This is a genomic window from Streptomonospora nanhaiensis (assembly GCF_013410565.1).
GTDB lineage: Bacteria > Actinomycetota > Actinomycetes > Streptosporangiales > Streptosporangiaceae > Streptomonospora > Streptomonospora nanhaiensis.
This window is the reverse complement of sequence record NZ_JACCFO010000001.1, coordinates 5,492,420-5,518,206: the sequence shown is the minus strand read 5'-3', so window position 1 is coordinate 5,518,206 and position 25,787 is coordinate 5,492,420. Positions and strand designations below refer to the sequence as shown.

General features: G+C 73.9%; 17 protein-coding genes. 4 read left to right on the top strand and 13 right to left on the bottom strand.

All coding sequences use genetic code 11. From position 1 onward, the window contains the following. Window positions 1–50 precede the first annotated feature (50 nt). From HNR12_RS24355 to HNR12_RS24300, 12 genes are all read right to left on the bottom strand, one after another. Entirely contained in the window at window positions 51–950 is a 900-nt protein-coding gene (locus HNR12_RS24355; protein WP_218902037.1) for a type II secretion system F family protein, read from the bottom strand. Then, window positions 947–1,849 (bottom strand): type II secretion system F family protein, encoded by a 903-nt coding sequence (locus tag HNR12_RS24350; protein WP_179769736.1) that lies wholly within the window; start codon window positions 1,847–1,849, stop codon window positions 947–949. Before HNR12_RS24350 ends, HNR12_RS24355 begins: the two co-directional genes overlap by 4 nt. Continuing rightward, window positions 1,846–3,207: a CpaF family protein gene (locus HNR12_RS24345; protein WP_179769735.1), complete on the bottom strand. Its 1,362-nt coding sequence runs from the start codon at window positions 3,205–3,207 to the stop codon at window positions 1,846–1,848. Before HNR12_RS24345 ends, HNR12_RS24350 begins: the two co-directional genes overlap by 4 nt. A 16-nt stretch (window positions 3,208–3,223) precedes the next feature. Next, the gene (locus HNR12_RS24340; protein WP_179769734.1) at window positions 3,224–4,069 is read right to left on the bottom strand and encodes a hypothetical protein; all 846 of its coding nucleotides are present in this window, start codon (window positions 4,067–4,069) and stop codon (window positions 3,224–3,226) included. Then, window positions 4,069–4,788 (bottom strand): SAF domain-containing protein, encoded by a 720-nt coding sequence (locus HNR12_RS24335; RefSeq protein WP_179770875.1) that lies wholly within the window; start codon window positions 4,786–4,788, stop codon window positions 4,069–4,071. Before HNR12_RS24335 ends, HNR12_RS24340 begins: the two co-directional genes overlap by 1 nt. 79 nt (window positions 4,789–4,867) lie before the next feature. Beyond that, on the bottom strand, window positions 4,868–5,749 hold the full coding sequence (locus HNR12_RS24330) for a hypothetical protein (protein ID WP_179769733.1): 882 nt from the start codon (window positions 5,747–5,749) through the stop codon (window positions 4,868–4,870). Next, window positions 5,743–6,297 carry a hypothetical protein gene (locus tag HNR12_RS24325; RefSeq protein WP_179769732.1) on the bottom strand — a complete coding sequence of 185 codons (555 nt, stop codon included), beginning with the start codon at window positions 6,295–6,297 and terminating at the stop codon, window positions 5,743–5,745. Before HNR12_RS24325 ends, HNR12_RS24330 begins: the two co-directional genes overlap by 7 nt. A 389-nt stretch (window positions 6,298–6,686) precedes the next feature. Further along, the gene (locus HNR12_RS24320) at window positions 6,687–7,727 is read right to left on the bottom strand and encodes a zinc-dependent dehydrogenase (RefSeq protein WP_179769731.1); all 1,041 of its coding nucleotides are present in this window, start codon (window positions 7,725–7,727) and stop codon (window positions 6,687–6,689) included. 70 nt (window positions 7,728–7,797) lie between these two features. Beyond that, window positions 7,798–8,250, bottom strand: a complete 453-nt coding sequence (locus tag HNR12_RS24315; protein WP_179769730.1) for a PTS sugar transporter subunit IIA — start codon at window positions 8,248–8,250, stop codon at window positions 7,798–7,800. Continuing rightward, window positions 8,240–8,548, bottom strand: a complete 309-nt coding sequence (locus HNR12_RS24310; protein ID WP_179769729.1) for a PTS lactose transporter subunit IIB — start codon at window positions 8,546–8,548, stop codon at window positions 8,240–8,242. Before HNR12_RS24310 ends, HNR12_RS24315 begins: the two co-directional genes overlap by 11 nt. Continuing rightward, complete coding sequence (mtlA, locus tag HNR12_RS24305) at window positions 8,549–9,649, bottom strand: PTS mannitol transporter subunit IICB (protein ID WP_179769728.1); 1,101 nt, start codon at window positions 9,647–9,649, stop codon at window positions 8,549–8,551. Window positions 9,650–9,921: 272 nt separating this feature from the next. Continuing rightward, a complete protein-coding gene (locus tag HNR12_RS24300) occupies window positions 9,922–10,677 on the bottom strand; it encodes a DeoR/GlpR family DNA-binding transcription regulator (protein ID WP_179769727.1) in 756 nt (251 codons plus the stop codon). Between the two features lie 743 nt (window positions 10,678–11,420). Here HNR12_RS24300 and HNR12_RS24295 point away from each other — a divergent pair. Genes HNR12_RS24295 through HNR12_RS24285 form a run of 3 tightly spaced genes read left to right on the top strand, consistent with a single transcriptional unit; the run spans window position 11,421 to window position 22,668 of the window. Further along, window positions 11,421–21,728 carry a hypothetical protein gene (locus tag HNR12_RS24295; RefSeq protein WP_179769726.1) on the top strand — a complete coding sequence of 3,436 codons (10,308 nt, stop codon included), beginning with the start codon at window positions 11,421–11,423 and terminating at the stop codon, window positions 21,726–21,728. A gap of 26 nt (window positions 21,729–21,754) precedes the next feature. Continuing rightward, on the top strand, window positions 21,755–22,309 hold the full coding sequence (locus HNR12_RS24290; protein ID WP_179769725.1) for a YwqJ-related putative deaminase: 555 nt from the start codon (window positions 21,755–21,757) through the stop codon (window positions 22,307–22,309). Continuing rightward, window positions 22,309–22,668, top strand: coding sequence for a toxin-antitoxin system YwqK family antitoxin (locus HNR12_RS24285; protein ID WP_179769724.1), 360 nt, complete (start codon window positions 22,309–22,311; stop codon window positions 22,666–22,668). The genes HNR12_RS24290 and HNR12_RS24285 overlap by 1 nt, the downstream gene beginning before the upstream one ends. A 68-nt stretch (window positions 22,669–22,736) precedes the next feature. Here HNR12_RS24285 and HNR12_RS24280 read toward each other — a convergent pair whose 3' ends face one another. Then, the gene (locus HNR12_RS24280; protein WP_179769723.1) at window positions 22,737–23,396 is read right to left on the bottom strand and encodes a DeoR family transcriptional regulator; all 660 of its coding nucleotides are present in this window, start codon (window positions 23,394–23,396) and stop codon (window positions 22,737–22,739) included. A 511-nt stretch (window positions 23,397–23,907) separates the two neighbouring features. Between HNR12_RS24280 and HNR12_RS24275 the strand changes: the two genes are divergently transcribed. Next, window positions 23,908–25,602, top strand: a complete 1,695-nt coding sequence (locus HNR12_RS24275; RefSeq protein WP_179769722.1) for an AMP-binding protein — start codon at window positions 23,908–23,910, stop codon at window positions 25,600–25,602. The last annotated feature ends 185 nt before the right edge of the window (window positions 25,603–25,787 follow it).

Sequence of the window (25,787 nt, the reverse complement as noted above, 5' to 3'; positions counted from 1 at the left end):
GGTGGTCTCGTCGGGGACGGCGGGCTGCGGACGCACAGCCCGCGACAGGGTCACAGACTGGTCAGGATGTGGGTCATGGCGGGGTAGCCGAGCATGCCGAGGAACCCGGCGAACAGCAGTACCACGGGCAGGCTCATCCGCTCGGTGGCCGACTGCGCCTCGGCGTCGAGCTCGGACAGGAACTGGGTGCGCAGGGTCTTGGCCTTGGCGGCGAGCGAACCCCGCACGCGCGCGCCGTCGGCGCCGGCCAGCTGGAGACTGGCGGCGAGCTCGTTGAACTCCGGGGTGTCGAACTGCTCGCCCAGCTCCCGCAGCGCCGACCAGGCCGGCAGCCGCCGCAGCGCCGCGGCGCGCAGGGCGTCGCGGATGCGGCCGATGGCCCAGCCGCCGCCCACGGCCGTGGCGTCGGACAGCGCGCCGTTCACCCCGGCGCCGCCGGCCAGCGACACCACGACGAGGTCGGCGAACCCGGCCAGGGCGTGCCGCATCTGCTCGCGGCGCTTGGCGGCCTCGTCGCGCAGCGCCATGTCGGGGGCGAACCACAGCACCCCGGCCAGTACCGCCCAGGCCGCCACGCCCCACAGCGAGGCGAGGTCCAGTCCGACCAGCGCCAGCGGCGCGGCCAGCAGCGGCGGCGCGGCCAGGCCCAGCACCAGGCCGGTGGCCTTCTCGGCGAGGTAGCCGGCGGCGTCGCGCTCGCACACCGCCAGGTCGCGGCGGGCGCGGGCGCCGGGCAGGCCCAGGGCCGCCATCAGCGGCGCGCCGACCGCGCCCAGGCGCGACAGCGGCCCGCCGGCGTCGGCGCGCACCGGGCGGTGGATGGGCGCCGCGGGCTCGGCCAGGCGCTCGCTCAGGCTCGGCCGGGAGTAGCGCACGGCCAGCAGCAGCCACAGCCCCGCGCCCACGGCCAGGCCGGCCAGCGCGGACAGCAGCAGGATGGGTCCGCTCATGCCGGTGCCTCCGCCTTCTCGGCGGCCGGGGCCGCGGGGCTCGCCGGTGCCAGGACGCGCGGGCCCTGCTTGGGCCGCGCCATCCGCACCATCCACACCAGGGCCGTGCCCCAGACCGCGCCGATCCCGGCCAGAACGACCTGGCCGAGCAGGCTGTCGAACGGCGCCAGGTAGTCGGGGCTGAACAGCAGCAGCAGGGCGGCCATGCCCAGGGTCACCCCGATGATGATGCGGGTGGAGGTGCGCACCCGCGCCCGGCTGGCCGCGACGCGCACCAGCATCGCCGCCTGGTCGCGCGCCGCCTCGGCCAGGCTGCCCAGCAGCACGCCCAGGTCGGTGGCGTGTCGGGAGGCGGCCGTGCTCAGCGCCGCCGACACCAGGTCGGCGGTGGGGTTGTCGACCTCGTCGGCGAAGTCGCGCAGCGCCGCCTGGGGCGAGCGGCCGCGCCGCAGGTCGTCGGCCAGCCGGGAGACCTCGGCGCGCACCGGCTCGGGGGCGATGGGCACGGTGGCGGAGATCGCCTGGTGCAGGCCCGAGGCGCCGGCCATGAGGTCGCGCAGCATCTCCGCCCAAGCCGCCACCGCCTCCACCCCGGCCACGTGCCGCTCGTAGTGGCGGTCGGGGCCGAGCACGGTGGGCAGCCACCAGCAGGCCAGCGCGGCCAGCACCCCGGCCACCGGCCACTGGGTCACCGCCCACACCAGGGCGCCGCCGCCCAGGGCACCGGCCAGGCGCAGCGGGCGGTGCTCGCCCAGCAGCGCGGAGCGCAGCGAGACCTGCCGGCCGCCGCGGGTGGCGGGCGGGACCGAGGCCAGGGCGGCGAGCGCCACCCACAGGCCGGCGCCCGCCACGGCGCCGCACACGGCGACCAGGACGGACCCGGTGACTCCGGGGTTCACGCCGACCACCCCCCCATGCCCATCGTCGCGCTGAGCTGGGAGACGTCGAACCCGGCCTCGGCCAGCGCGTCGACCGTGGCGGGGCTGGGCGGGGCCGCCGGCAGGAGCTCACCGGTGCGGTCGCGCCGGTAGATCTCGTTGGAGACCACGTTCTGGCCCTCGGCGCCGACCACCTCGCGGATGCTGGTGACCACGCGGCTGCCGGTGGGCAGCGCCGACACGTGCACCACCAGGTGCACGGCGGCGGCGACCAGCGCGGCGGTGGCCTCCAGCGGCAGGCGCTCGGCCGACTGGGCGGCGTAGGCGCCGAGCTTGGTGAACGCGCCCGCGGAGTTGGCGGCGTGCAGCGTGGTGAGGCTGCCGTCGTTGCCTTGGCTCATGGCGTTGAGCAGCGGCACGGTCTCGTGGCCGCGGGTCTCGCCGACGATCACGCGGTCCGGGGACATCCGCAGCGCGGCGCGCACCAGGTCGGCGATGGTGATCTCGCCGGCGCCCTCGACGTTGGCGGGGCGCGCCTGCAGGGCCACGCAGTCGGGGTGGGCCTCGACGTCGCGGTCCAGGCTCAGCTCGAAGACGTCCTCGATGGTGACGATGCGCTCGGTGGGCGGGATCTCCGAGGCCAGCGCCCGCACCAGCGTGGTCTTGCCCGCGCCGGTGCCGCCGGTGACCACCATGTTGCGGCGCGACAGCACGGCCGCGCGCAGCAGCCGCTCGGCGAGGCCGTCGAGGGTGCCCAGCTCGCGCAGCTGGGCGAGGGTGGTGGTGCTGTAGCGGTGGCGGCGGATGGACACGGCGGGGACGCGCGCGACGTCCATGATGGCGTTCATGCGCTCGCCGCCGGGCAGCGGCATGTCCAGGATCGGCGCGCCGGGGTCGAACCTGCGCTCGCCGGTGGCCGACTCGGCGGCGATGCGGCGGACCAGGGCGATCAGCTGCTCGGAGGTCTCGAACAGCTGGGGGCGGCGCTCGCGGGTGCCGTCGGCGTAGCGCACCCACACCTGGGTGCCGTTGCAGTTGATGTTCTCGATGTCGGGGTCGTCCAGCAGCGGCTGCAGCGGGCCCATGCCGCACACCTGGGCCAGTGCGCGGGCGGCGATGGTCTCCTCGGTGCGCGCGTCGAGCACGGCCCGGCCCTGGGCCAGCGCGGTGCGCGCCGCCTCGTCGAGGATCTGGGCGATCACCCGCTCGGCCTGGCGCCGGTACTCGTCGGCGTCGGTGTCCTCGGCGCCGCGCAGCAGTTCGCTGAGCCGGCGCCCGGCCTCGGTGGCGACCCAAGTGGTCCAGGCGTCCTCGCGTTCGGCCCGCTGAGGGTCGAGGAAGCGGTCGGCGCCGCCGACGGAGACCTCGATCTCGCTCACAGTGCCCTCCCTTGCCTCACTGGTGCCCGCCCGGTGCCGTACCGGAGGTGCCGGGTTCGCCCGCGCCGGGCGGCGGCTTGGCGGCCGTCGAGTAGCGCTGGGCCACGGGCTGCGGGCGCGCCGGCGGCGCGTCGGCGGGAGCCTCGACGAGGGTTGTGATCAGCGCCAGGGCCGCCCGGAACAGGGGGCGGCGCTGCGGCCGGCGCAGGTTGGCCTCGCCGCGCAGGAACGCGGCGCTGCGGGTGTCGAGGGGGATGCGGCCGCTCCACACGGGCAGGTCCACGGCCGCGGCGATCTCGGAGGTGGACCCCGAGCCGCCCACGACCACCACGCGCAGGGCGCCGATGGAGTCGGTGAGCGCGGCCGCGGACTGCTTGACCCGGCGCAGCTGCGCGAGGTCGTCGCTGACCAGCAGCAGGGCGTCGTCGGCGTTGGCGGCCAGGTGCGCGGTGGGCGTGCGCGGGGCGAGCCGGCCCAGGTCGACGACCGTGGCCGGGCCGCCGGGGGCCGCGCCGCCGGCGGCGAGCCGGGGGCTGTTGGTGGCCAGCAGCTGCACCGCGCCCTGGGCGGGGTCGGCAGAGGCGGGCCCGGCGCAGACCGGCAGCCCGCCGGGCAGGGTCTGGCAGAACGCCAGGGGGTCGGCGGGCGGGTCGGCGGCGGTGCGGCGGCGGGTGGCCGCGGCGAGGTCGGTGACCCCGGGCGATGCGGGCAGCCGGTACCAGGCGCCGATGTCGCCGCCGGAGGCGTCGGCCTCGACCAGCGCCGCGCCCCTCTGCTCGGGCCACACCGCGGCCATGGCCATGGCGGTGAGGGTCACCCCGGGGGCGCCGCCCAGCGAGAACAGCGCGGTGGTGCGGCCCATCAGCTGCCTCCCGAGGGCGACACCTGCACCACGGTGGCCTGCTCGGCGGCGGCCGCGGCCGCGACCTGGCCGGCGACCTGGGCGTCGACGAGCAGTTCGACGTTGGCCGAGCCGTCGGCCGTGGACAGCTCGACCGACTGCACGCGGGCCGGGTAGGCGGTGACCCCGGAGTCGCCGGCGGCGGCCGCGCCGCCCGCCGCCGCGCCGGACTGGGCGCCGCCTCCGCCGGAGCCGGCCGGGGCGCCCTCAACGAGCACGACGGAGACCGCCGCGCCGCGCTGCAGCGAGGCGGGGAAGCGGCCGGGCGCCAGGACCGCGCCGACGACCGCCTCGCCGGCGGCCGGGTACCTGGCGTCGGCGCCCAGGGCGGTCTCGGGCAGCACGCCGCCCTCGGGCACCGGGACGGCCAGGGTGCTGCCGACCGCCTCCTGCAGCCGGTCCTCGGTCAGCGCCGAGACGCCGTCGGAGACGGAGATGCGGGCCACCTCCAGGTCGGCCGCCGTGAGGACCTGGCCGGCGGCGAGGTCGGAGCCGGCCACCAGCACCCCCTGGCGGGTGTCGAGCTGCTCGACGGCGACCACGCCGGCCAGCGCGCCGGCGGTCATGATCGCCACCCCGAGACCGAGCCAGCGCCATCGGCGCGGGCCGGTGCCCAGCAGGCGCACGGTCGGCGGGGCGGCGGGGCGCGCCTCGGCGGCACTCCCACGGGTGCCGGTCATCGTGGTCACCAGGTCCTCCTTGTCATGGGTGCGGTCGCGCCGCCCGGACCGACGCGCGTCCGGGTCCCGCTCGCGGGGCTCACGCGCCGTCCTCCGTCACCAGGCCCTGGGACTCCCGCACCGTGAGGTCGACCGTGGAGGTCGTGGTGACGGGGTCGAGCGTGCCGGTGTCTCCCCCGGAGATCTCCCAGGTGATGTCCCAGCTGATGCGCGCACGCACGGTGAACACGTCGTCGGGCTCGGCCAGGGAGGAGCGGGTGTAGACGTGTCCGCAGTCGGGCGACTCCGCGTCGGGCGCGTGAGTCGCGGGGTCGTAGGGGGTGCCGGGGCCCTCGCAGACCACCTCGGTGCCGTCGCCCATCTCCCAGCGGGTGGCGCGGGGCACGGCGGTGAGGCTCAGCGACATGCCGGGGACCTCGGCCTCGGCCGTGGCGGGCTGCCATTCGGCCTCGTCGATCCACAGCCACACCGGGGTGGTGACCAGGATCAGGGAGTCCGGAGCCGGCGAGGAGGAGATCTCGGGCTCGGGAAGGTCGAAGGAGTCCATGGACTCCACGATCAGCGCCACCGGGTCGGCGCCCTCGGTGGCGGGGGTGGCGGCGCCGCCGCTGTAGTCGATGGACTCCCAGTCGATGGCGTCCCAGTCGACGGCGCTCCAGTCGACCGCGCTCCAGTCGATGGCGTCCCAGTCGACGTTGGCGTAGGGGTCGTTGGGGTCGGGCGCCGGCAGGGCTGGGGCGCCGGCCGCTCCGCCGGCGGTTCCGGCGGAGCCCGCGGCGCTCTGGATGGAGCGCACCAGGATGTCGCAGCCGCCTCCGCCGTCGTCGCCGCACTCGATCGAGCTGAGGAACGAGCCCGCGCCGGCCCCGGTGGGGGCGGTGGGGTCGGCCTGCGCGTGCCCTGGCACGACGAGGACGAGGATCGCGGCCGCCGCGGCGGCGGTTCCGGTGCGTCTCAGCATGTTCCGGGCTCCCAGATCCGTAGTTCGCTGACCCGCCAGGCGAGCCCGTCGTGGGTGAGGCCGGCCTCGACCCGGCGGGGACCCGCGCCGCTCTCGCTGGGTGCGGCGCCGAGGTTCCAGGCGGAGTCGTCGAGGCAGTCGGTGACCCGCGCGTGGTCGCCGCCCTCGACGGTGACCTCCGGGGCCAGGACGGGTTCGCCGGTGACCTCGGACTCGCCCGCGCTGCGCAGGGCCTCGCGCAGCAGCGAGTAGGCGGCGCCGGTGGCGTAGCGGTCGAGTTCGCCGGTGGTGCCGCCGCCCTCGTGCGAGGCGGCGACGGCGGCGTCCCACATGCCGGTGTAGGTGTCCAGGGCGGCCTGCTCGGCGCCGGAGGGGGTGGCGCCGGGCAGCACGACCTCGGCCGAGGGGGTGGGATCGGCGGATCCGCCTCCGCCCGCCGAGCAGCCGGCCAGCGCGGCCAGCACCAGCGCGGCTCCGGCCGCCGCGGCGCCGTGGCGCCCGCGATCAGCCGACCGGGGCGGGCGCCGGACGCCGGTCCTTGGCTGCATTGGTTTCCATCCCAGCGGTTCCGTTTCGACGGCCGCCGCCCTGGGCCGGCGGCCGGGCCCGGCGGTCGTGGGGAGTGCCCCGCACACGAGGTCCGGCGGGTGGGCGTACGCAGACGCCGACCGGTCAGGACTCCGATCGTGCTCCACGGCTCGGGCCGGACAAGGGGGTGTTGCTTCGCCTGTGTTCTACCTTGGCTTTGCGTAACTTTATATAAGGGATGCGTGGCAAACAACCCTGGGGCAACTGAACAACACACCAAAGCCACAGAAACCACATGCGCGGGCACCGCGGTGGGTGAAAGCCCCACAAACCCACCAGGGCGGCGACGGCCAACGGCCCCCGCCCGGGGCGGGCGGGGGCCGTGTGCTCCGCACGGCTCGGGCGGAGCCTAGGGCTCGATCGTCACCTTGATGGCGCTGCCCGAGGCCACCGTCTCGATCGCCTTGGGGACGTCGGCCAGCGGCAGCCGCTCGGTGATGAGGTCGGCCACCGGCACCGCGCCCGAGGCCACCAGCTCCAGCGCGCGCCGGTTGTGCGCCGGGCTCGACCCGTTGGCGCCCACGATCGTCACCTCGCGGTAGTGGACCACGTTGGAGTCCAGCGAGATGATCGGGTTGTCCTTGGGCAGCCCGCCGAAGAAGCTGATGCGGCCCCGCCGCGACACCATCTGCAACGCGTCCTTCTGGGCCTTGCCCGAGGCGGCGGCGGTGATCACCACGTCGGCGCCGCGGCCCTCGGTCAGCCGCAGGACCTCCTCCACCGCGTCGACCTCGGAGCCGGCGATGGCGGCGTCAGGGTGCACCACGTTGGCGGACATGTCCAGCCGGCCCCGGTTCAGCTCGACCAGGAACACCTGCCGGGCGCCCCGCGCGCGGGCCATGCGCACGTGCATGCAGCCGATCGGGCCCGCGCCGACGACCACCACGGTGTCGCCCTCGCCCACGCCCGCGATCTCCTGGCCGTTGAGCACGCACGCCAGCGGCTCGGCCACCGACGCCTCGGCGAACGAGACTCCCTCGGGGATCCGGTTCACCCCGTCGACGGCCAGGACCTTCTCCGGGATGACCATGTACTCGGCGAACCCGCCGTCGTAGTGGTAGCCCATCGACTCCTGGTTGGGGCAGATCGTCTGCCAGCCCCGCCCGCAGTAGTCGCACCGGCCGCACGGGATCGCGGCGATCACCTGCACCCGGTCGCCCTCGGCCCACCCGGTGACGCCCGCGCCCGCGGCCACGACCTCGCCCGCGATCTCGTGGCCGATGACGCGCGGGGGCACGATGTGGTGGTGGCCGTGCCGGTGGATCTTGACGTCCGTGCCGCAGGTGGAGCAGTTGCGGACCCGGATCTTCAGCTCGCCGGGGCCGGCCTGGGGCTCGGGCGCGTCTTCCAGACGGATGTCGCCGGGCGCGTAGAAGCGGGCGACCAACATGTGCTGCCTTCTCTCTGCTTGGGTGTGGTCGGATGCGTGCCCGGCCGGCGCCGCCGGCCGGGCACGGCGGTCAGGCCGCGGGCTCGGCGCCCATCGGGCTCAGCAGCTCCACCACGGTCTGCACGTCGCGGGCCCCCCGCAGCTCCGCCGCCTTCTCGGGGTCGGACAGAATCCGGGCCAGCGCCGCGAGGACACCGGTGTGCTCGTCGCCGTTGGCGGCGATCCCGATCGCCAGGAACGCCTGGTTGCCGTCCCAGTCCACGCCCTCGGGGAACTGCACGACGGCCAGGGCCGTGCGCTTGACCAGCGCCCGCGCGGCGTCGGTGCCGTGCGGGATGGCCACGCCCTCGCCGATGTAGGTCGGCATGGAGCGCTCGCGCTCGTGCATGGTGGGCAGGTAGGCCGCCTCCACGGCGCCCAGCTGCAGCAGCAGCCGGCCGCACTGGTCGACGGCGTCGGACTTGTCGGCGGCGGTGCGGCCCAGCCGCACCGCCTCGGGGCCGATGCGCAGGTCAGTCGGCAAGGGTCTCGCCCGCCTTGATGGCCTGCTCGACACGCGCGAACGCCGGGTCGCCCATGAACATCTGGAAGGGCACCACGACCGTGCCGGGCTTGTTGGCGCGGGCGCGCGCCGCCAGGCCCGCGTGGCACAGCACCAGGTCGGCGTCGGCGGGGATGCGGTCGACCGAGGAGTGCTCCACGGCGACGCTGTAGGGCTTGAGCGTCTTGGACAGCTGGGAGGTCAGCAGCACGCTGCTGCCCATGCCGGCGTCGCAGGCCACGACGACCTTCTTGATGTCCGAGCCGTTGATGCTGCTCACTTACTTCGCCTCCTGAGTGTGCTGCGCCTTCTCCTTGGAGCGCTCGAAGCGGCCGAAACCGAGCAGGAAGGAGGCGACGATGAACGAGACGGCGGTCGCCGCGAGCACGCCGGCGAGGACCGGCAGGTGGCCGCCGCGGGGAGAGACCGCCATCAGGGCGATGATGCTGCCGGGCGACGGCGGACCGACGAGCCCGGCGTCCAGGACCATGAACGTGGTGACACCGGCGATACCGCCCGCGATCGCGGCCAGGATCAGCTTGGGCTGGGCCAGGATGTAGGGGAAGTAGATCTCGTGGATGCCGCCCAGGAACTGGATGACGATCGCGCCGGGCGCGGTGGCGCGGCTGATCTTGGGGCCGAAGAACATGACGGCCAGCAGGATGCCCAGGCCGGGGCCGGGGTTGGTCTCGATCAGGAACTCGATCGCCTGGCCGGTCTCGTCCACCCGGGCCGTGCCCAGCGGCGTGAACACGCCGTGGTTGATGGCGTTGTTCAGGAACAGCACCTTGGCGGGCTCGACGATGATCGACACCAGCGGCAGCAGCGAGAGGTCGATCAGCGCCTGCACGCCGGAGCCCAGCACCTCGGTGATCGTCTGCACGACCGGGCCGATGCCCAGCAGGCCCACGATCGCCATCGCGCCGCCGAGGATGCCCGAACTGAAGTTGTTGTACAGCATCTCGAAGCCGGCGTGCACCCGCGGCAGCAGGACCTTGTCCAGCAGCTTCAGCAGGAACGCGGCGAGCGGGCCGATGATCATCGCGCCCAGGAACATCGGCACCTCGGCACCGACGACGACGCCCATGGTGGCGATGGCGCCCACGACCGCGCCGCGCTGGTCGTAGACGAGGCGGCCGCCGGTGTAGCCGATGAGCAGCGGCAGCAGGTAGCCGATCATCGGGTCGACGAGCGCGGCCAGGGTCTCGTTGGGGAACCAGCCGTCGGGGATGAACAGGGCGGTGATGAGGCCCCAGGCGATGAACGCGCCGATGTTGGGCATCACCATGCCGGACAGGTAGCCGCCGAACTTCTGCACGGCGGCGCGGCTCGCCTGGAGCCTGCCCGGCTTCTCGGAGTCAGTGGGAGTCGGTGTGGTCATGGGGGGAGATCACCTGGAGTCATGGTTCGGCACGACCGCGGGCCGGACGTCGGATGAGGCCGCGGAGGGCGGGCGGGGATGGGGCGGGCTGTGGGGAGGGTCGGGGGCGGAACGGGAAGGGGACGCCCGGGGAGGGCGGCCGGATGTGCGTCGGGGCACCGGGGGTGCGCCGGCCGGGTTCGGCAGGACGCGCCCCCGCTGTGGGGCGTGCCCGGGCACGCGGCGCCGACCGAAGACCTCCGGATGCGGCGGGCGCCCGCCCGGGCGGCGGATCACACCACGACCACCCGGGGCCCGAAGGCGGCGAGTTCGTCGGCCAGGCCGTCGGCCAGGCCGGAGTCGGTGATGATGCAGTCCACCTCGTCGAGCGTCGAGAAGCGGGCGAAGTGGTCGTTGCCGACCTTGGTGTGGTCGGCGAGCAGGACGACCCGCCGCGCCGAACGGATCATCGCCCGCTTGACCTGCGCCTCGGCGGGGTCGGGGGTGGTGAGTCCGTGTTCGGCCGACACGCCGTTGGTCGCCATGAAGGCGACGTCGACGTAGGTCTCCTCAAGCGCCTGGAGCGCCCAGCTCTCCACGGTGGCGTGCGTCCGCGGACGCAGCCGGCCCCCCAGCAGCATGAGGTTGGTGTTGGGCCGGGGCATCAGGGTCAACGCGATGGACACCGAGTTGGTGACGACCGTGAGATCGGGCGGGAGCTGTTCGGCCAGGCGGCCGGTGGTGGAGCCCGCGTCGAGGAGGATCGCTCCCTCGGCGGGCACCTCCTCCAGGGCCCGCTTGGCGATGCGCTCCTTCTCGGGGGTCATGACGGTGTCGCGCTGGGCGAGGGTGGGTTCGAAGCCGAGCCGCTCGACCGGGATCGCGCCGCCGTGGACCCGCCGCAGTACCCCGTGGCGTTCGAGGGCGGTCAGGTCGCGCCGCACTGTCTCGTAGGTGACGTCAAAGGCCGCGGCGAGGCCGGCGACGTCCACCCTGCCGTCGCGACGGGCGCGTTCCAGGATGTGGCGTTGCCGCTCTTCGGCGTACATGTGGCATCACCTGCGTTTCAATGTGGCTTTGAGTGATGTTAGTAAGATGACGCGCCGCATTCAAGGGTGACCAGCGGATAGACCAGCAGATACGGGCAGATCGCCCCGTATTGGGCGGTACGGATCCCGCCTGGCGGCCCGACCGGAGCACCGTGCGGCACGGCGCCCCTCCGGCACGGGCCGGGCGGTCGCCACCCACCGCCACCGGACGTGGCATGGCGTGCGCGAACGGCGCGGACCGCGCACCGGCACCCTCCGCCACACCCGCCCCTCTCGACACCTTGCACCGGACGGCGCGCCCCGCCGCCGCGGTCCCCGATGTGTGTTTCCGGTCCGCGTCCTTCGTGTGCGTGCGGTTTCGTGTGTGCTTCCGGCCGCCCGGGGGCGTGCGGCGCGTGCCCCCAGTCTGCCCGGCCCGCGCCCGCCCCACGCCGTCCGCGCCGGTCCGACGCGGCGCGGGACCGGCGGGCCGCGCGTCGTGTCCGCGGCGCGTGCGGGCCCGCGAATACCAGCGGGGAGAGACAGCGGTCGGAATCCGCATAAAACGCCGCGTTAATTGCGCCGAGGACAGATTTCACCAGTGGCTTTCATCACAGATAACGCACCGTGACCCTTTCCGCTCCGTTAACTTCGCATTCCCTTTCCAGCGTCTTCCCCGTTTCCACCTCCCTGTTTGTTTTGTTGGGATTCCGCGGTGTTCGCCACCGGCCCCGCTCGACGGCGAGGAGTGAGGACGTTCGGTCATGCCCCCCTTCGGCCCCAACACGCCCGAATGGGCCCGCCAGACCATCAAATACCTCCTCGGCATCGAAATCCCCTCCGCCGACCCCGCCGCCATGCGCGCCCTGGCCCAACTCCAGGAAACCGTCGACCGCATCCTCACCGTCGACCTCACCGACCTCCTCTCCCAGATCCGCCGCAAAGTCCGCACCGACTTCAGCGGCATGGCCGCCGACTACTACGACAACTCCATCAAGCAGTTCACCACCGGAGACAACGACTACCTCGGCGCCGGCGGCCAAACCGCCCGCACCAGCGCCGCCGAACTCCGCAAAGGCGCCGCCAACGCCGAATACATGGCCTGGATGGCCCTGGCCGAACTCGTCCAGCTCCTCATCGAGATCGCCTGGTGCATCGCCATGGCCTACTGGACCATGGGCGCATCCCTCTCCTGGATCCCCGGATTCAAATACATCCGCAGTATGGCCATCCGCCGCCTGCTGGGCTGGCTCCTGCTCACCGCACCCGGCCACCAGATCATGGAGCAGCTCTTCGCCTCAGCCGACTCCATCATCCAACGCGCCCAGATCAACTCCGGAGTCCGCAAGAACTGGGACAACAAGATGACGTACATGGCCCACGCCGGCGCGGGCCTGTCCGGCCTGATATCGGCGGGGCTGTCCTTCGGAGTCGACCATCTGACGAGCGCGCAGATCCGCAACCTGTTCCGCAACAACATCGACAACCTGCTCAACACCCCGTCCCCACCCCGGATCGACACCGCCCCGCCCCCCAAGGCCGACGACATCCCCGCGCCCGCGCCCAAGGGCGACGACGTCCCGAACCCGCGACCGGAGTCTGGGGCCACGCCCGGTCCGCGCCCCGATCCCGAGGACGTGCCCGCCCCGCGCCTGGACCCCGACTCGGTGCCCAACATCAACAAGGACCTGGCCGAGGTCTTCTCCAAATACCAGGACGACCTCGCCTCCGCCTTCGCCGGAATCGAAGGAAAACGCCCCTTCGACAACCCCGCCACCGTCAACGCGTTCAAAAACGACCTCGCCGACGTCTTCGCCAAGAACTTCGGCAACGACATCGGCGACCAGACCGCACGCGACCTCGGCACCACCTACGCCGACGCCTTCGCCCGCAACTGGGGCCGCAACGACAACCTCACCGACACCCTCGACAACGCCCTGGGCACCACCCTTCCCCCCCACCTGCGCAACCACCTCGCCAACGACATCCCCCAAACCCTCACCGGCAACGTCCACACCTTCCTGCGCAGCAAGCCCTACTACTTCCAGAACCTCGGCCTGGGAGCCGGATCCGGCGCCACCGAGGGCTACCTCGGCGAAGGCGTCACCAACGCCGCCCTCACCGACCAAGGCTGGAAAGCCGGCCTGCACTCCGCCACCGCCGGCGCCTCCCAGGCCACCATCCAGACCTTCGCCGTCGACGGCGCCGTCAACACCATCAACACCCTCAAAGGACCACCGGAGCTTCCGGCACCTGTCACCGCGCCGCCCTCGGCAGCACCCGACACGGCCACGGGCGGCGGCTCCCCCGCCGCCACCCCCTCGCCCAACGAGGACCACGCCCCCGGCGGGGGCAGCGACGGGTCGCGCCGCGACGACCGCTCTCCCGGCTCCGGCTTCGACGGCGCGCCCGGCCCCGACCGGCCCGAGGCGCCCGACAGCGCCGCCACCCCCGACACCGACGAGACCGACCTCCCCGACCTCAGCGTCAAACCGCCCCAGGCACCCGACGCCGACCTCGCGCCACCCGGCGCCCGCCCCGCCGTCCCCCTCCCCGACACCGGCCCGCCCGCCCCGGACAGCGCGTCGGACACCGCTTCGTCGACCGCCACCGAAACGGCGGAGGACGACTTCAGCCTCTACGACGACGATTACAGACAGGCCCCCGCCACCCACACGGCCAGCGACGCCGGCGCGGCGGGCGGCTTCGCGGACACCCCTTCGTTCACCGGAAAGCCGTGGGAGCAGCCGACCCTCCAGGCCTTCGACCCCAAGCCGTTCCACCCCGTCGACGTCACCCCGCTCAGCGGCAAACCCGACCCCGCCGACTTCACCAACCTCAGCGGCAAGGGCGCCGACGCGCCTCTTTCCCTCACCACCGGATCGCTGGAGGAACGCCTGCGGGCCCTGGACGCCTACCTCGCCGACTTCACCGGGCGCATGGGCTTCTCCCCGGACGACGTTGCGGTGTCCACCGAACCGGTCCAGGTCTTCGCGGTTCCCCACGTCCCCCTGCCGACCGGGCTCCTCGCCCCCGAGACCGGGGCGGAGGAGGGCGGCGCCTCCCCGGCGCCGGTCGTGGCCGGCGGCCCGGCGCTCCCGCAGGGCGGCACCCCGCCCGCGCAGTCACCGCCGCCGCCGTCGCCACCGCAGTCGCCGGTGTCCCCGTCCTCTCCCGCCTCGTCGCCCAACACCAAGCCGGGCGGTGGCGACCAGAACACGGTCACCGGGAAGGCGGAGGAAGCGCCGCTCGACCCCGACACCCTGGCGTCGCAGTTCAACGTCGAACTCAACGGGCGGCCCAACACCGAGTCCCCGGCCTCCGACCTTCCGTCCTCCACCCGGCACGGGCCAGAGGAGGAAGGGCGGGTGGACGGCGAGCGGTCCGGCGGCCCCCAGCGCGAGGAGGCGCCCAACCCGAAGGCGGAGACCGCCACGGACACGCGGGAGGACGCCCCGCAGGCCGAGGAGTCCGCCGCGCCGCCCCCGCCTGCGGTAGAGGAGACGGCAACCGACCCCAACGCTCAACAGGAGGACACCCGGCAGAAAGGCGAGACCACCGCACCACCGCCTCCGCCGATGGAAGGGGAAACCCCCACCGGCCACACCGACCAGCAAGGAGGCGCCCCGCACGACCAGGAGTCGGCATCACCGCCCCCGCCGCCTCCCCCGCCCCCGCCCCCGCCTGCGGAAGAGGACACGGGGACCGACAACACCCCCAAGGAGGACACCCGGCAGGCGGACGAGACCCCCGCACCGCCCCCGCCTCCCCCGCCCCCGCCTGCGGACGAGGACGAGGCGCCCCCGCCGCGTACGTTCGACCTGGACTACCTGCTGCCCTCCAGCCTGCTCGGCTCGCACGCCCTGTACGCCGACGGGCTCGGCCACCATGTCGGCAGCGCCGTCACCGGCCACGGCTTCGGCCGCCCCGCTCCCGTCGCCGCCATCCAGCAGGCGATCGACAAGCAGGCCCGGCGCGACATGCGCCGGGTGTTCGCCCCCCGGGCGTTCACCGCGACGGTCCCCGGCGACGGCGGCGACTGGTCCGTCAGCGTGTCGCTCGTCCCCAACGGCGTCTACACCGCCACCAACTCCCCCGACCCCGGCGGCGTGCGGGACAGCCGGGCCAGGAACCGCATCGCCGAGTCCTCCGGCGCCGGCTACAACAACAACGCCACCGGCTACAACGGCGGCACCAAGTCGGTCTCGCTCGCCGTCCACGTCAGCCCGTTCACGATCACCCCGGTGAACTTCGGCTCCCTCGGCGCGCGGCTGACCGGGCGGCTGTCCGCCGGCCTGCGCACCCGCCTCAACACCTTCTCGGCCAACAGCTCCCACGCCACCACGACGACCGTCGAACTGAAGGGCCCGATCCACACCTACGCCTCGCGGATGCGGCTCGACGTGCGGGTCACACCGCCCGGTCAGCCGGAGGTCGCGCTGCCGCAGCGCGACCTCGACGTGGAGGTGCACATCCCCGGCGGGCTCCGGGACAACCCCCCGACCGCCCCGGACCGGATCCGGTTCGCCGACCCCAACGCCGCCGGCTTCGACGCCACCCGGCACCGGCTGCCCGGCAGCGGCTTCCGCCGGGCCACCGAACTCCACCCCATCCAGGTCGGCGACATCCGCTTCTCCCCCGAGACGGCCGAAGGCGAGGCCCCGCCCGACGCGGGCACCAAACTGCCGGACTGGGTGAACGACCACCTGGGGCACGACCGGCCCAAACGCGACCGCTTCCGCTTCCCCAAGACCCGGCGCACCCTCGCCGAGCAGAGTGACGCGGACAACCGGAACACGCTGTCCAACGACATGTTCCGCGACAACCTCGCGGAGACGACCAGCGGCGTGCTGCCGCTGCGGATCACCGACCGCTACGGCCGTCCGCGCACCGCGTTCGTCCGGTCCTTCCCCACCGACCTCGAACTCCAGCCCAACCCGCCCAACATCAACGACCTGCGCTCGCACACCACGCAGGCGAAGGGCGTGACCACCAACAAGTCGCAGAGCACCTTCCTGCGGCTGCTGCTGGGCGGCGGCCTGGACGTCGCGATCGCGGCGGTCGACTGGATCGTGGGCCGGGTCGCCGCATCGATCGACTTCACCGGGCAGATCTCCCACACCCACGGCGACAGCCGCAACCAGACCGGCTCGCTGACGTCCCTGCTGTGGGGCTCGCCCGACACGGTCGTCTACAAGGTCACGCGCAACTACTACGTGCAGTTCGACGGCGAGGACACCGTCCACCGGTTCACCGGGACGACCCTGGAGATGTCCACGGTCGAGAACGCCAACCTGCTGAAGTCCGCCGAGAACATCGGCCCGGCCGCCTCTTCGCCGGAGACCTCCACGTCAGGCGAGGACACCGCGGTCCCGGCCCCCGACCGCACCCGCACCACCACGGTGCGGCCGACGGACACCGGCGCGGCCGGGCCCGAGACGGCCACGGCCGCCGCCGAGCAGCCGGAGGGGGAGCCGTCGCGGCAGGTGGACGAGAGCGCGCCGGCCCGCACCCCGCCCAAGTACCGCAACATCCGCTCCTACCTGTGGTCGAACGGCGACTTCTACCGGCGGCCGCAGGACGGAGGGCGCCCGGTGACGGTGCCGGAGGGATTGGCCCGGCACGTGCTGAACGAGGTGGCCGCCAAGTACCCGGGCCTCGTCATCCCCGACTACAGCCGCGGCAAGGACGACTACGCCGTCCGGCCCGGCAACGAGGACAGGAACTACTTCCAGAAGTCGCCGCGCGAGAAGAAGCCGCTGCGCCGCTCCTTCGACACCGCGCACGAGAACACCCAGAAGATCATCAACGCGCTGTCGGAGGCCAACCTCAAGAGCCACGACACCGACCTCGACGGCAACGAGGGCATCCTCATCTCGCTGAACGAGTCGGCCACCTTCAAGGACAACATCAAGGCGATCCGGGTCTTCGCCGACCGGGGCGCCGTCCGGCACACCGGCGAGAGCGACCGGGGCGTCGGCGTGGAGGCCCGCGGCGGGTCCAGCCTCACGTCGTTCCGCGGCCGGGGGTTCTCCGGCAACGTGGGTCCCAACGTCACCGGCAACTTCATGCAGGGCGACCCCGACGCCCACGGCCGCCGCGAGGCCGGGCTGTACCCGCGGCTGCGGGCCACGTTCGGCTACCTGAAGAACAAGGCGTTCGGGCAGTCCGCGTCGGACTCCAGCACCAGCACGCTGATGTTCAGCGGGGGCTCCGATCTGTGGCAGCAGCCGACGACCTTCCGCGTGCGGGTCTACAGCGGCGACGACATGGGCCAGGACTCCAGCGCCACGACCATGCGGGGCGAGGGCGACGGCGTCCGCGGCAAGCCGCTCGGCGCGCCGGTCACGGTCGTCACCGAGTTCAGCACGCCCAAACTGCCCGAAGGCACCACCATCGCCTACCCCGACCGCGGCCGGCCCGCGCCGATCCAGCGGATGAGCGAGGCCGACGCCAAGGCCATGATCGAGGGCTGGGGCAACCCGGCCACGCGGCCCGCCCCGGACCCCGCCGGCGCCCGGCAGTCCGACCCGCCGAACCAGGGCACCACGCCGACCGAGAGCACCACCGCCCCAGCCGAGACCACCGCCGGCACCTCCACCGCCCCGACGGAGACGGCAACCGCCCCGACCGAGACCACCACCGACGCCTCCGCTGAGACCACCGAGTCCACCGGCACGCGGCGGCAGCCGCAGGCCGAGGCCACGCCGCTGATCACGGACCGGCTGCGGCAGTTCGGCGCCACCGTGACCGACGTCAACCAGCGGTACTCCGTGGACGGCCGCGAGATCAGCGCCACCGAGGCGACCTACCGCAGCTTCACCAAGGACGGCATCGGCCGGCGCTTCCTCCGGCTCAAGGACGGCTACGTCCACAAGGTCAACCACCTGCTACGCGACAGCGAGGGCGGCCGCCACTTCTTCCCGCACTACGCCTCGCCCGCCAACCTCGCCGCGCACCTGCTCGACGGCGTCCGCACCAGCATCGACCTGAGCACCCGGCTGCGCTCCCCGCACAACCTGCGCACGACCACCGACACCCGGGCGGAGGCGACCGGCGTCACGCTGGAGCCGGTCGACGCCGAGATGATCACCGAGGACGGCTCCTCCCCGCTCGACCAGAACACCACGAACGCGCGCACGGTCAGCGTGTCGGTCGGCGCCCAGGCGCAGACGCGCCTCAACCTGCTCAACGCCACGGTGCCGGCCGGGCAGGCCGCCGGCGGCACCCAGCCCGGCCAGCCGGGATACACCGGCCAGCCCGGGCAGACGGGCGAGGCCACACCGCCGCCCGGCCAGGGGCCGGTGGGGCAGAGCATGGCGCCCACCTTCTCCGACGGCGTGTTCGCCGACCGCACGTGGAACCTGAGCATGAGGTCCACGACGGCGTCGACCTCCTACACCGACACCACGACCCTGCTTCCCGGCAGCAAGCGCGCCTACCTCTTCCAGGTGGCCGGGCGCATCAAGCAGGCCACCGAGTTCGCGCGCAACTGGAGCATCGGCCCGACCATCGCGCGGGCGCGCAGGTACACCGGCTGGCAGGCCGACTCCGACAACCTGTTCTCCGGCTTCATGCACGCCTGGGACGCCATCACCAGCGGGCTGCTCAAGGACGGCCTCTCCCGCGACGGCGACACGCTCACCACCCGGCCGCTGCCACCGCCGCCGGGCCCCGAGGGCGAGGTCCGGGTGCGCCCCGGGTTCGAGGAGCTGGGCACGGTGCAGGCGCAGCCGGACACCGCCCGCGCGATGGACGCGCTCGTGCGGCAGCTGCGCGCCAACCACCTCGAACTCACCCGCAACAGCCGGGACAAGCTGCACCAGGCGCTGGAGTCGGAGCTGGGGCGGCACGCGAACTCCCAGACGCCGATCCCGATCAAGGTGCGCCGCACCGACATCGCGCGCATCCGGCCGCACGGGCTGGCGCCCGCCGTCAACGCCGTCCTCGACGTCAGCGTGGCGCGCAGCGGCGCCAAGGCCGAGTACGTCGGCGGCGAGACCGAGCTGCGCAGGAAGCACGGCTGGAAGAGCGGCGACGGCCGCGGGTCGGGAAGCGGCGTCCAGAACTCCGTGGGCGTGGGCGGCAACTCCCTCATGCAGCCCACGCAGAACCCGGATTCCGGCGCGACCGGTGATCCGCCGCCGACCCAGGCGGCGCCGACGCCGTACAGCACCGTGCACGAGAACTCCATCTCGTCCACGGAGAACTTCGGCCGCAACGTCGTGGACCAGAACGGGCGCTCCACCAACCTGACCCTGCCCACGCCCTACGCGAAGGTCAGCCACGACTCCACCGTCACGTTGGAGCTGAGGATCACCTCGCGGGGGCCGGCCACCACCGCCCAGGTGCCCTCGGCGATCCGGCGGGACGGCCTGACGGTGACCGAGGACGGCGGGCGGACCTACGCGACCTATCCGGCGCACTATCTGGAGTTCCTGCCGCCGAGGGGCGACGACGGCGGCGGGGACACCGGCGCGCACGACGCGTCGCGGTCGGCGCAGCCGCAGGACCATCCGCGGGCGCGGACGCGGGAGACCGCGCCGGACACCGCGCGGCCCCGGGACGACACCCGCAGGCGGTCCGGAACGCAGGCTCCCGGCACCGGCGCCGACGCCTCCGAGGCCCGGGCGCCGGCGCGGCCCGCCCCCGCGGTCGCCAAGGTGACTCCGCGGGAGAACCGGTCTCCCTTGCAGGAGTGGCGGGAGTGGAGCCCGCGGGGCGGCGTCCGGGCGGACCGCGCGTACATCTTCCCCGAGTCCTTCGGCGACAAGGGAAAGGCGGTCCGCGACCTCGCCCACGTCGGCCTCGCCACCGAACTGGGGTGGCGGCCGGGGCGCGGCCACGTCGACGCCGACGGGAGCACCTACACTCAGGCGGGCGTCGACGCGGCACAGGCGTACCTGGACGACACGATCGGCCGGGACGCCTACTTCGACGGCGTCGACAACAGCCTCACCGAGGTCGCGCTGAAGTCGTCCTGGAACGACGTCAGCGACCCCAACGGCTACCGGCCTCCGGGTGTCGGGCCGGCGGTGTGGGGCCTGAAGTCCCAGCCGATCCCCTCCACGGCCGTCGTCCTCGACGTCGCCCCCACGGGATCGATGTACGACTCCGCGTCCAGCGACTTCGTCAACGCCAACACCCACACGCACTCCTCCGCCCTCAACAACAGCGGCGGGCCGTCCGTCGCCGCGACCATCTCGGCCGACCGGGGGGACGGATTCCGCCGCGAGGTGGTGGACTACAACTCCCTGGAGGCGGGCTCCACCGCCGCCTTCGGCGGGCAGAACGCGCCGTCCTTCACCGCGAAGGGGCCGTCGACCGACAAGCGGAACCGGGACGACACCTATTACCTGGTGGAGTTCGACGTGGAGTGGGCGCTCGCCACCGGACGCGCGCCGCGCTCCGGCGGCACGGACGGCGATCGGCCCGGCGCCTTCATGGGGACCACCCGGAACCGGGTGACGGGGTGGGTGTCGCAGCAGGACGCGATCGCCATGGGGTTCCTCCCCCGGGAACTCGCCGATCGCACCCGCGACGCCCGGGAGGCCCTGCTGGAATACCAGAACGCCCTTGCCGCCGCCGAGGACGCGATGCTGGAGCGGCGCCAACCGCTGGCCAAGGCGGCGAAGGACGCGGTGCGCGACGGCGCCGACAGCGACGCGCACTTCGAGCACCGGCTCTTGCAGTCCTACTACGACCGCGCCGTCGGCAGGTACCAGAACGCGCTGCACGACTGGATCGACGCGACCAACGCGCTCCGCGCCGCCCTGCGCGGGGAGCCGAGCGGCACCGCGCCGGACGGCTCGGACCCGAAGCCCAAGCGGCCCTACCGCGGCCCCTACCCACGGCGCCCCGGCGGGCCGCGCACCCCGCGGTTCTGGCCGGTGAGCCGCGGCAGGCTGCCGCGGATCCCGGAGGACGAGCAGTACGAAATGGACGTCTTCAACGACTCCGACTCCGACCTCTTCGGTCCCGGGCCGTCCAGGACGAGGTTCCGCGTGCCCGTCACGAGCAGCGCGCCGCCCGTGGAGGCCCCGACGATGAGCGGGGCCCTCCCCGTCCTGGACCGGCCACACCCGCACGGGGCTTTCCCGTCGTCCGAGCAGTCCGAGTTCGATCGGGACTTCGATTTCGACTTCAACGTAGACCTGGACACCCCGGTGCGGCAGCCCGCTCCGCAGTGGCAGGCCCCGTCGCCGGTGGAGCAGCCGCAGGGGCCGCAGCCCCAGGCGCCGGGAGTTCAGGAGGTTCAGGCGCAACCCGAGGACCACGAGCAGCCCCAGGACCAGGAGCAGCCCCGGCAACAACCCCAAGACCTAGAGCAGCCCCAAGACCAGGAGCAGCCCCAAGACCAGGAGCAGCCCCGGGAACAACCCCAAGACCAAGAGCAGCCCCAGCAGCCGACGCAGACTCAGCAGACCCAGAAGCCCGGGGAACAGCAGCAGGAGCAGCCCCGGCAGCCCAAGCCGGCCGAGGAGGAGTCGGAGGACGCACAGGACGACACCGACACCCAGAAGACGGAAACGGTTCCGGCGCCCGCCGCCGGGGACGGTGCCGATACGGGTGGTCCCGTGGTCGCGGCCCCCGTCCAGCAGACGACCACCGAAAGCCCGCCCGCGTCCGAGCCCCCGGCCGCGCCCCCGCCCGCGCCCCCGGCCATCACCATTACCGTTCCCGTAGGCACCGCGACGGGGCCCTCCGCCGCCGGTGATCCCCGCACCCCCGTCTCTCCGCCGGTCTCCCCCGCCTCCCCCTCGGGCGTCGACTTCGCGGCTCTGTTCGACAGCGCGTTGAACCCGGACCGCTCCTCGGGGGTAAGCACTCCGCAGGTCCCGCAGGTCATCCCGAGCACGGTGGGGCAGGCCCCCGAGGGCGGCGACGGCACGCGGGCGGTCGGCCACGACGGCACCGGCGACGAACCGGGCGGCGACTCCGGCGGCGAGGCGGCGACCAGCCCTGCGCAGACCGCTTCGGGGCCGCGGCGCTCCCGTCCGACTACGCCGAGGGCCACCTCGTCGAGCACATCACCGACCCGGAGCGGCTCGGTTTCGGGCCGGACGGACTGATATCGCACATCGACGGCCGCCCGGCCATGGACTACCTGCGCGACCTGGTGCGGCAGCGGGCGCAGGGCATGCGCGGTGAGGTCTCCGGCGGCCGTGCCACCCAGGCGGGGCTCGGCGGTCTGCGCGCCTCCGTCAACGCCGTCGTGCTGGACCGGCGCACGGGGGCCGTTTCGGAGGCCGTCAACGGCCGCCCCTACCACGTCATCGCCGACGAGGACCTGCACCCGGTCCTGGCGCGGCGCCTCCAGGAGATGCTGGACGCCGGCCCCTACCAGCAGTGGGACCGCCACACCGGCGAGCGGCTGCCGGACACGCCGTTCCCGCACGGCGACACGCCGCTCCGGCACGCCGAGATCAAGGCGCTGAACCTGCTGCTGAACCTGCGGGGCCACGGCGTCGGCCCCGACCAGATGCCGGAGTTCCTGATCGACGTGATGTTCACGCTGGTGCGCGGGGGCCCGCTCCCGGCGCCGTGCTGCGCCAACTGCACCCGGCTGGTGGCGGGCGTGCTGTCCAACAACAACCGCAACCTCTTCCCGCCGGGGCATCCTGAGTACACAGTCATCAGCGGGGAGCGGTAATGCGTGTGACCGACGCCGAGGTCGAGCCGGGCGAGGACGGCACCGTGCTGTACCGGGGCGCGCCCTACACCGGCGAGGTGGTGGAGCTGGCCCCCGGCGGCGCGGTCGTCGCCCTGGTGACCTACCGCCGGGGGCGCGAGCACGGGCCGTGGCGCGAGTGGTACCCCGACGGCACGCTCAAGGTCGAGGGCCGGGTGGAGTTCGGCCGGGGCGCCGTCGGCACGTGGCGGACCTGGCACGCCAACGGCCGGCTCGCCGAGGAGCACGAGTTCGACGGCCTCGGCCGCCGGCGCGCCGAGCGCCGCTGGGACGCCGAGGGCGTGCCGACGGTGGAGCGGGTGTTCGCCGACCCGGCCTGACCGCGCCCCGCGCCGGGACGGGGCCGAGCGCGGCGGCTGGGCGCGGGGGGCCGGGTGTCAGCCGGCGCTCAGACGCGGGTGAGCCGGGGGACGGCGACCGCCACCCGGCGGCCGGCCGGGGTGTCGCAGGCGGAGTCGGTGATCAGGCAGTTGACGTCGTGCATCGTGCCGTAGCGCGCGAGGGCGACGTGGCCGACGTGGTCGTCGGTGGCCAGGACGACCACCCGGTCGGACACGCGCATCATCATGCGCTTGGCCGCGGCCTCGACCGGGTCGGCGGCGGTGAGTCCGCGCCGGCCGTCGACTCCGCCGGCGGTCATGAAGGCGACGTCGACGCGCAGCCCTTCCAGGCCGGGCATGCTCGACCCGCCGCAGACCGTGGCGGTGGCCCCGGCGCGGATGCGCCCGCCGATCAGCAGCACGGTGACGTCCTCGCGGCCCATGAGGGCGACCGCCACGGCCATGGAGTTGGTGACCACGGTGAGGTCGCAGCCGGGGGGCAGCGCCCGGGCGAGGTCCTCGGCGAGGGGGCCGGCGTCGAGCAGGATGACGCCGTGGTCGGGGAGTTCGGCGACCGCCGCCGCCGCGATGCGCTCGCCCGCGGTGCCCGCGGGCGCGGCCTGCGCGCCCCGCGTGCTGCGGGGGGCGGCGGAGGCGGGTGCGGCAGCGGTGTGGCCGTTCGCGGTTGCGGCCGGTTTCCGCCCGGCCACCTTCGTTCGTCCAGGCACCACGGCCTCCTATCGTCCGACACGGTCAACGGTCACCGGGCATTCGGGGGTCCCGCCGCAATCCATCGCACGGACGCCAATACCGGCCGGCGGGACGGTGACGAACAATCACTACCACGAGTGACAATTGGCCCACAATAGGCACAAATGCAAACTCGGCGCGAAAAGCCGGAGCAGGATCATTGTGCTCCTAACCCGGCCGGAGCACCACCCCTACCGAGCGTCGCCGCACCTGCGCGGACCGCCGCACCGGCCGTCCGAACCTGGGACCATCCGCTCTCCGGTGCCGCCGCCGAGCGCATCGGCCGCGACCGAATCGCGCGCGGCGCGCAGGATTCGACGCTCGGCTCTGTATTGGGCAATTCCGCACATCTGTTTTGGCGAGTCTGAGATCTAGGCAGAACGGGTCTTCCCGTCATAGGCTCATCAACCTCACCATCCTCGCAGGCCGCCCGGGGCGGCCGCGCTCGACCAGTACCCCAAACCGGTCATTTCAGGAAACAGGACACATATGCGGCACCGACGTAGAGATCCGCTGTACGCGGACCCCCCACTCGCCGGACTTGCCGAGCTTCCGCTCCAGGACACCGTCGCGGGCTTCGCCCGCCCGGCCGGCGGGGGGTGGCAGCGCGTCAGTGCCGCCGACTTCCGGCGCGACGTCGCCGCGGCGGCGAAGGGTCTGGCGGCCACGGGCCTGGACCGGGGCGACCGCCTCGTCCTCGCCTGCGGCACCCGCTACGAGTGGGCGGTGATCGCCTTCGCGACCTGGGCCATGGGCGCGGTGGTGGTGCCGCTGCACCCGGCGCTGTCGCAGGCCCGCCTGCGCCACGTGCTGGCCGACGTGCGCGCCGACGCGATCGTGGTCGAGAACCCCGCCCACGCGCCCGTCGTCGCCGAGGCCCGCCGGATGCTGCCCGGCCTCGTCCGCACCTGGTGGGTCGACGGCCAGCCCGGCCGCGTCGAGGCCGGCCCGGCCGGGGCCCCCGCCACCGCCCTGCAGGAGATCACCGCCGCCGGCGTGTACATGGACCACAGCGTGGTGGCCAACCGGTCCAGCACCGTGGGTCCGCAGGACATCGCCGTGCTGAGCTACCCCCTGCTCGGCCACCGGGTCCACGGCGCGGCGATCACCCACGGCAACCTGATCTACTCCGCCGCGGCGCAGGTCGACCTGGTGCGCCCCCTCCTCGACGAGATCCCCGAGGGAGAGGCCGACACCCTGCTGCACCTGCCGCTGGCCGGCGTGGCCGCGCAGAACCTGCTCGTCGCCTGCATGATGGCCGGGGTGCGGGTGGCCTTCCCCGCCCCCGGCGGCACCCGCACGCCGCTGCGCCAGACCCGGGCCTACGGGCCCACGGTCGTGATCGCCCGCGCCGGGCACCTGGAGAGCGCCTACACCCGGGAGCGCGCCGCCGAGCACGCCCGGCCCGACAAGCCCGGGTGGGACCGCAAGCGGGCGTTCGACGCGGCCGTCGAGCACGCGATCAAGGTCGGCAAGGGCACCAAGCGCGGGCGCCCCGGCGTGTTCGGCCGGGTCTCCCACGCCATGCACGAGTGGCTCTACACGCAGTTCCGCGACCGCTTCGGCAGCCGGGCGCGGATCATCCTCTGCTCGGGGCAGCCCTCCGACCGCATGCGGCAGTTCTTCACCGGGGCGGGGATGCACGTCGTCCAGGGCTTCGGGATCGCGGAGACCTCCGGCCCCCTCGCGGTGCGGCTGCCCGGCCCCGACCCCGAGGGCGCGGCGGGCCGCCCGCTGGCCGGCATGGAGCTGCGCGACGGCCCGGGCGGCGAGGTGGAGGCGCGCGGCACCACCGTGTTCCGCGGGTACTGGAACACGCCGGACTCCGCGGTGACCCCCACCCACTTCGCGGACGGCTGGCTGCGGACCGGGCTGCTGGGGCGGCTGGAGCGCGACGGCTCGGTGACCATCACCGGTCGGGTGGCACGGGCCCCGCAGGGGCCGCCGCCGCTGCCGCAGGCCCCGATCGCCCCGCCGGTGGCGCCGCCGCCGGTGACGGCTCCGCCGGTCGCGCCGCACACCCCTTACGCGCCGCCGCACGCCCCCCAGAGCGCGTCACCGTACCACCCGTACGGGGCACCGCCGCCGCCCCCGGGGCCCCCGATGCCTCCGGCGCCCTCCGCGTCCCCGGCCGCGCCTCCCGGCGCCGCACCGTGGCCCGACCCGCTGCGGGTCGAGCCCTAGAGCCGCGCCCGCGTCCGAACGCCCTAGGGGCGTCCACGACCGCGGACGCGCCCCGGGCGTTCTCGATGCCACACCGGGGCGGCGCGGGTGCGCCGACCGGGGCGGACGCCGGCGAAGTGCCTCGTCAGGCGGTGCCACGCGACCGGATACCGCCTACACAGGACAGGCGACACAAAGCCACACAG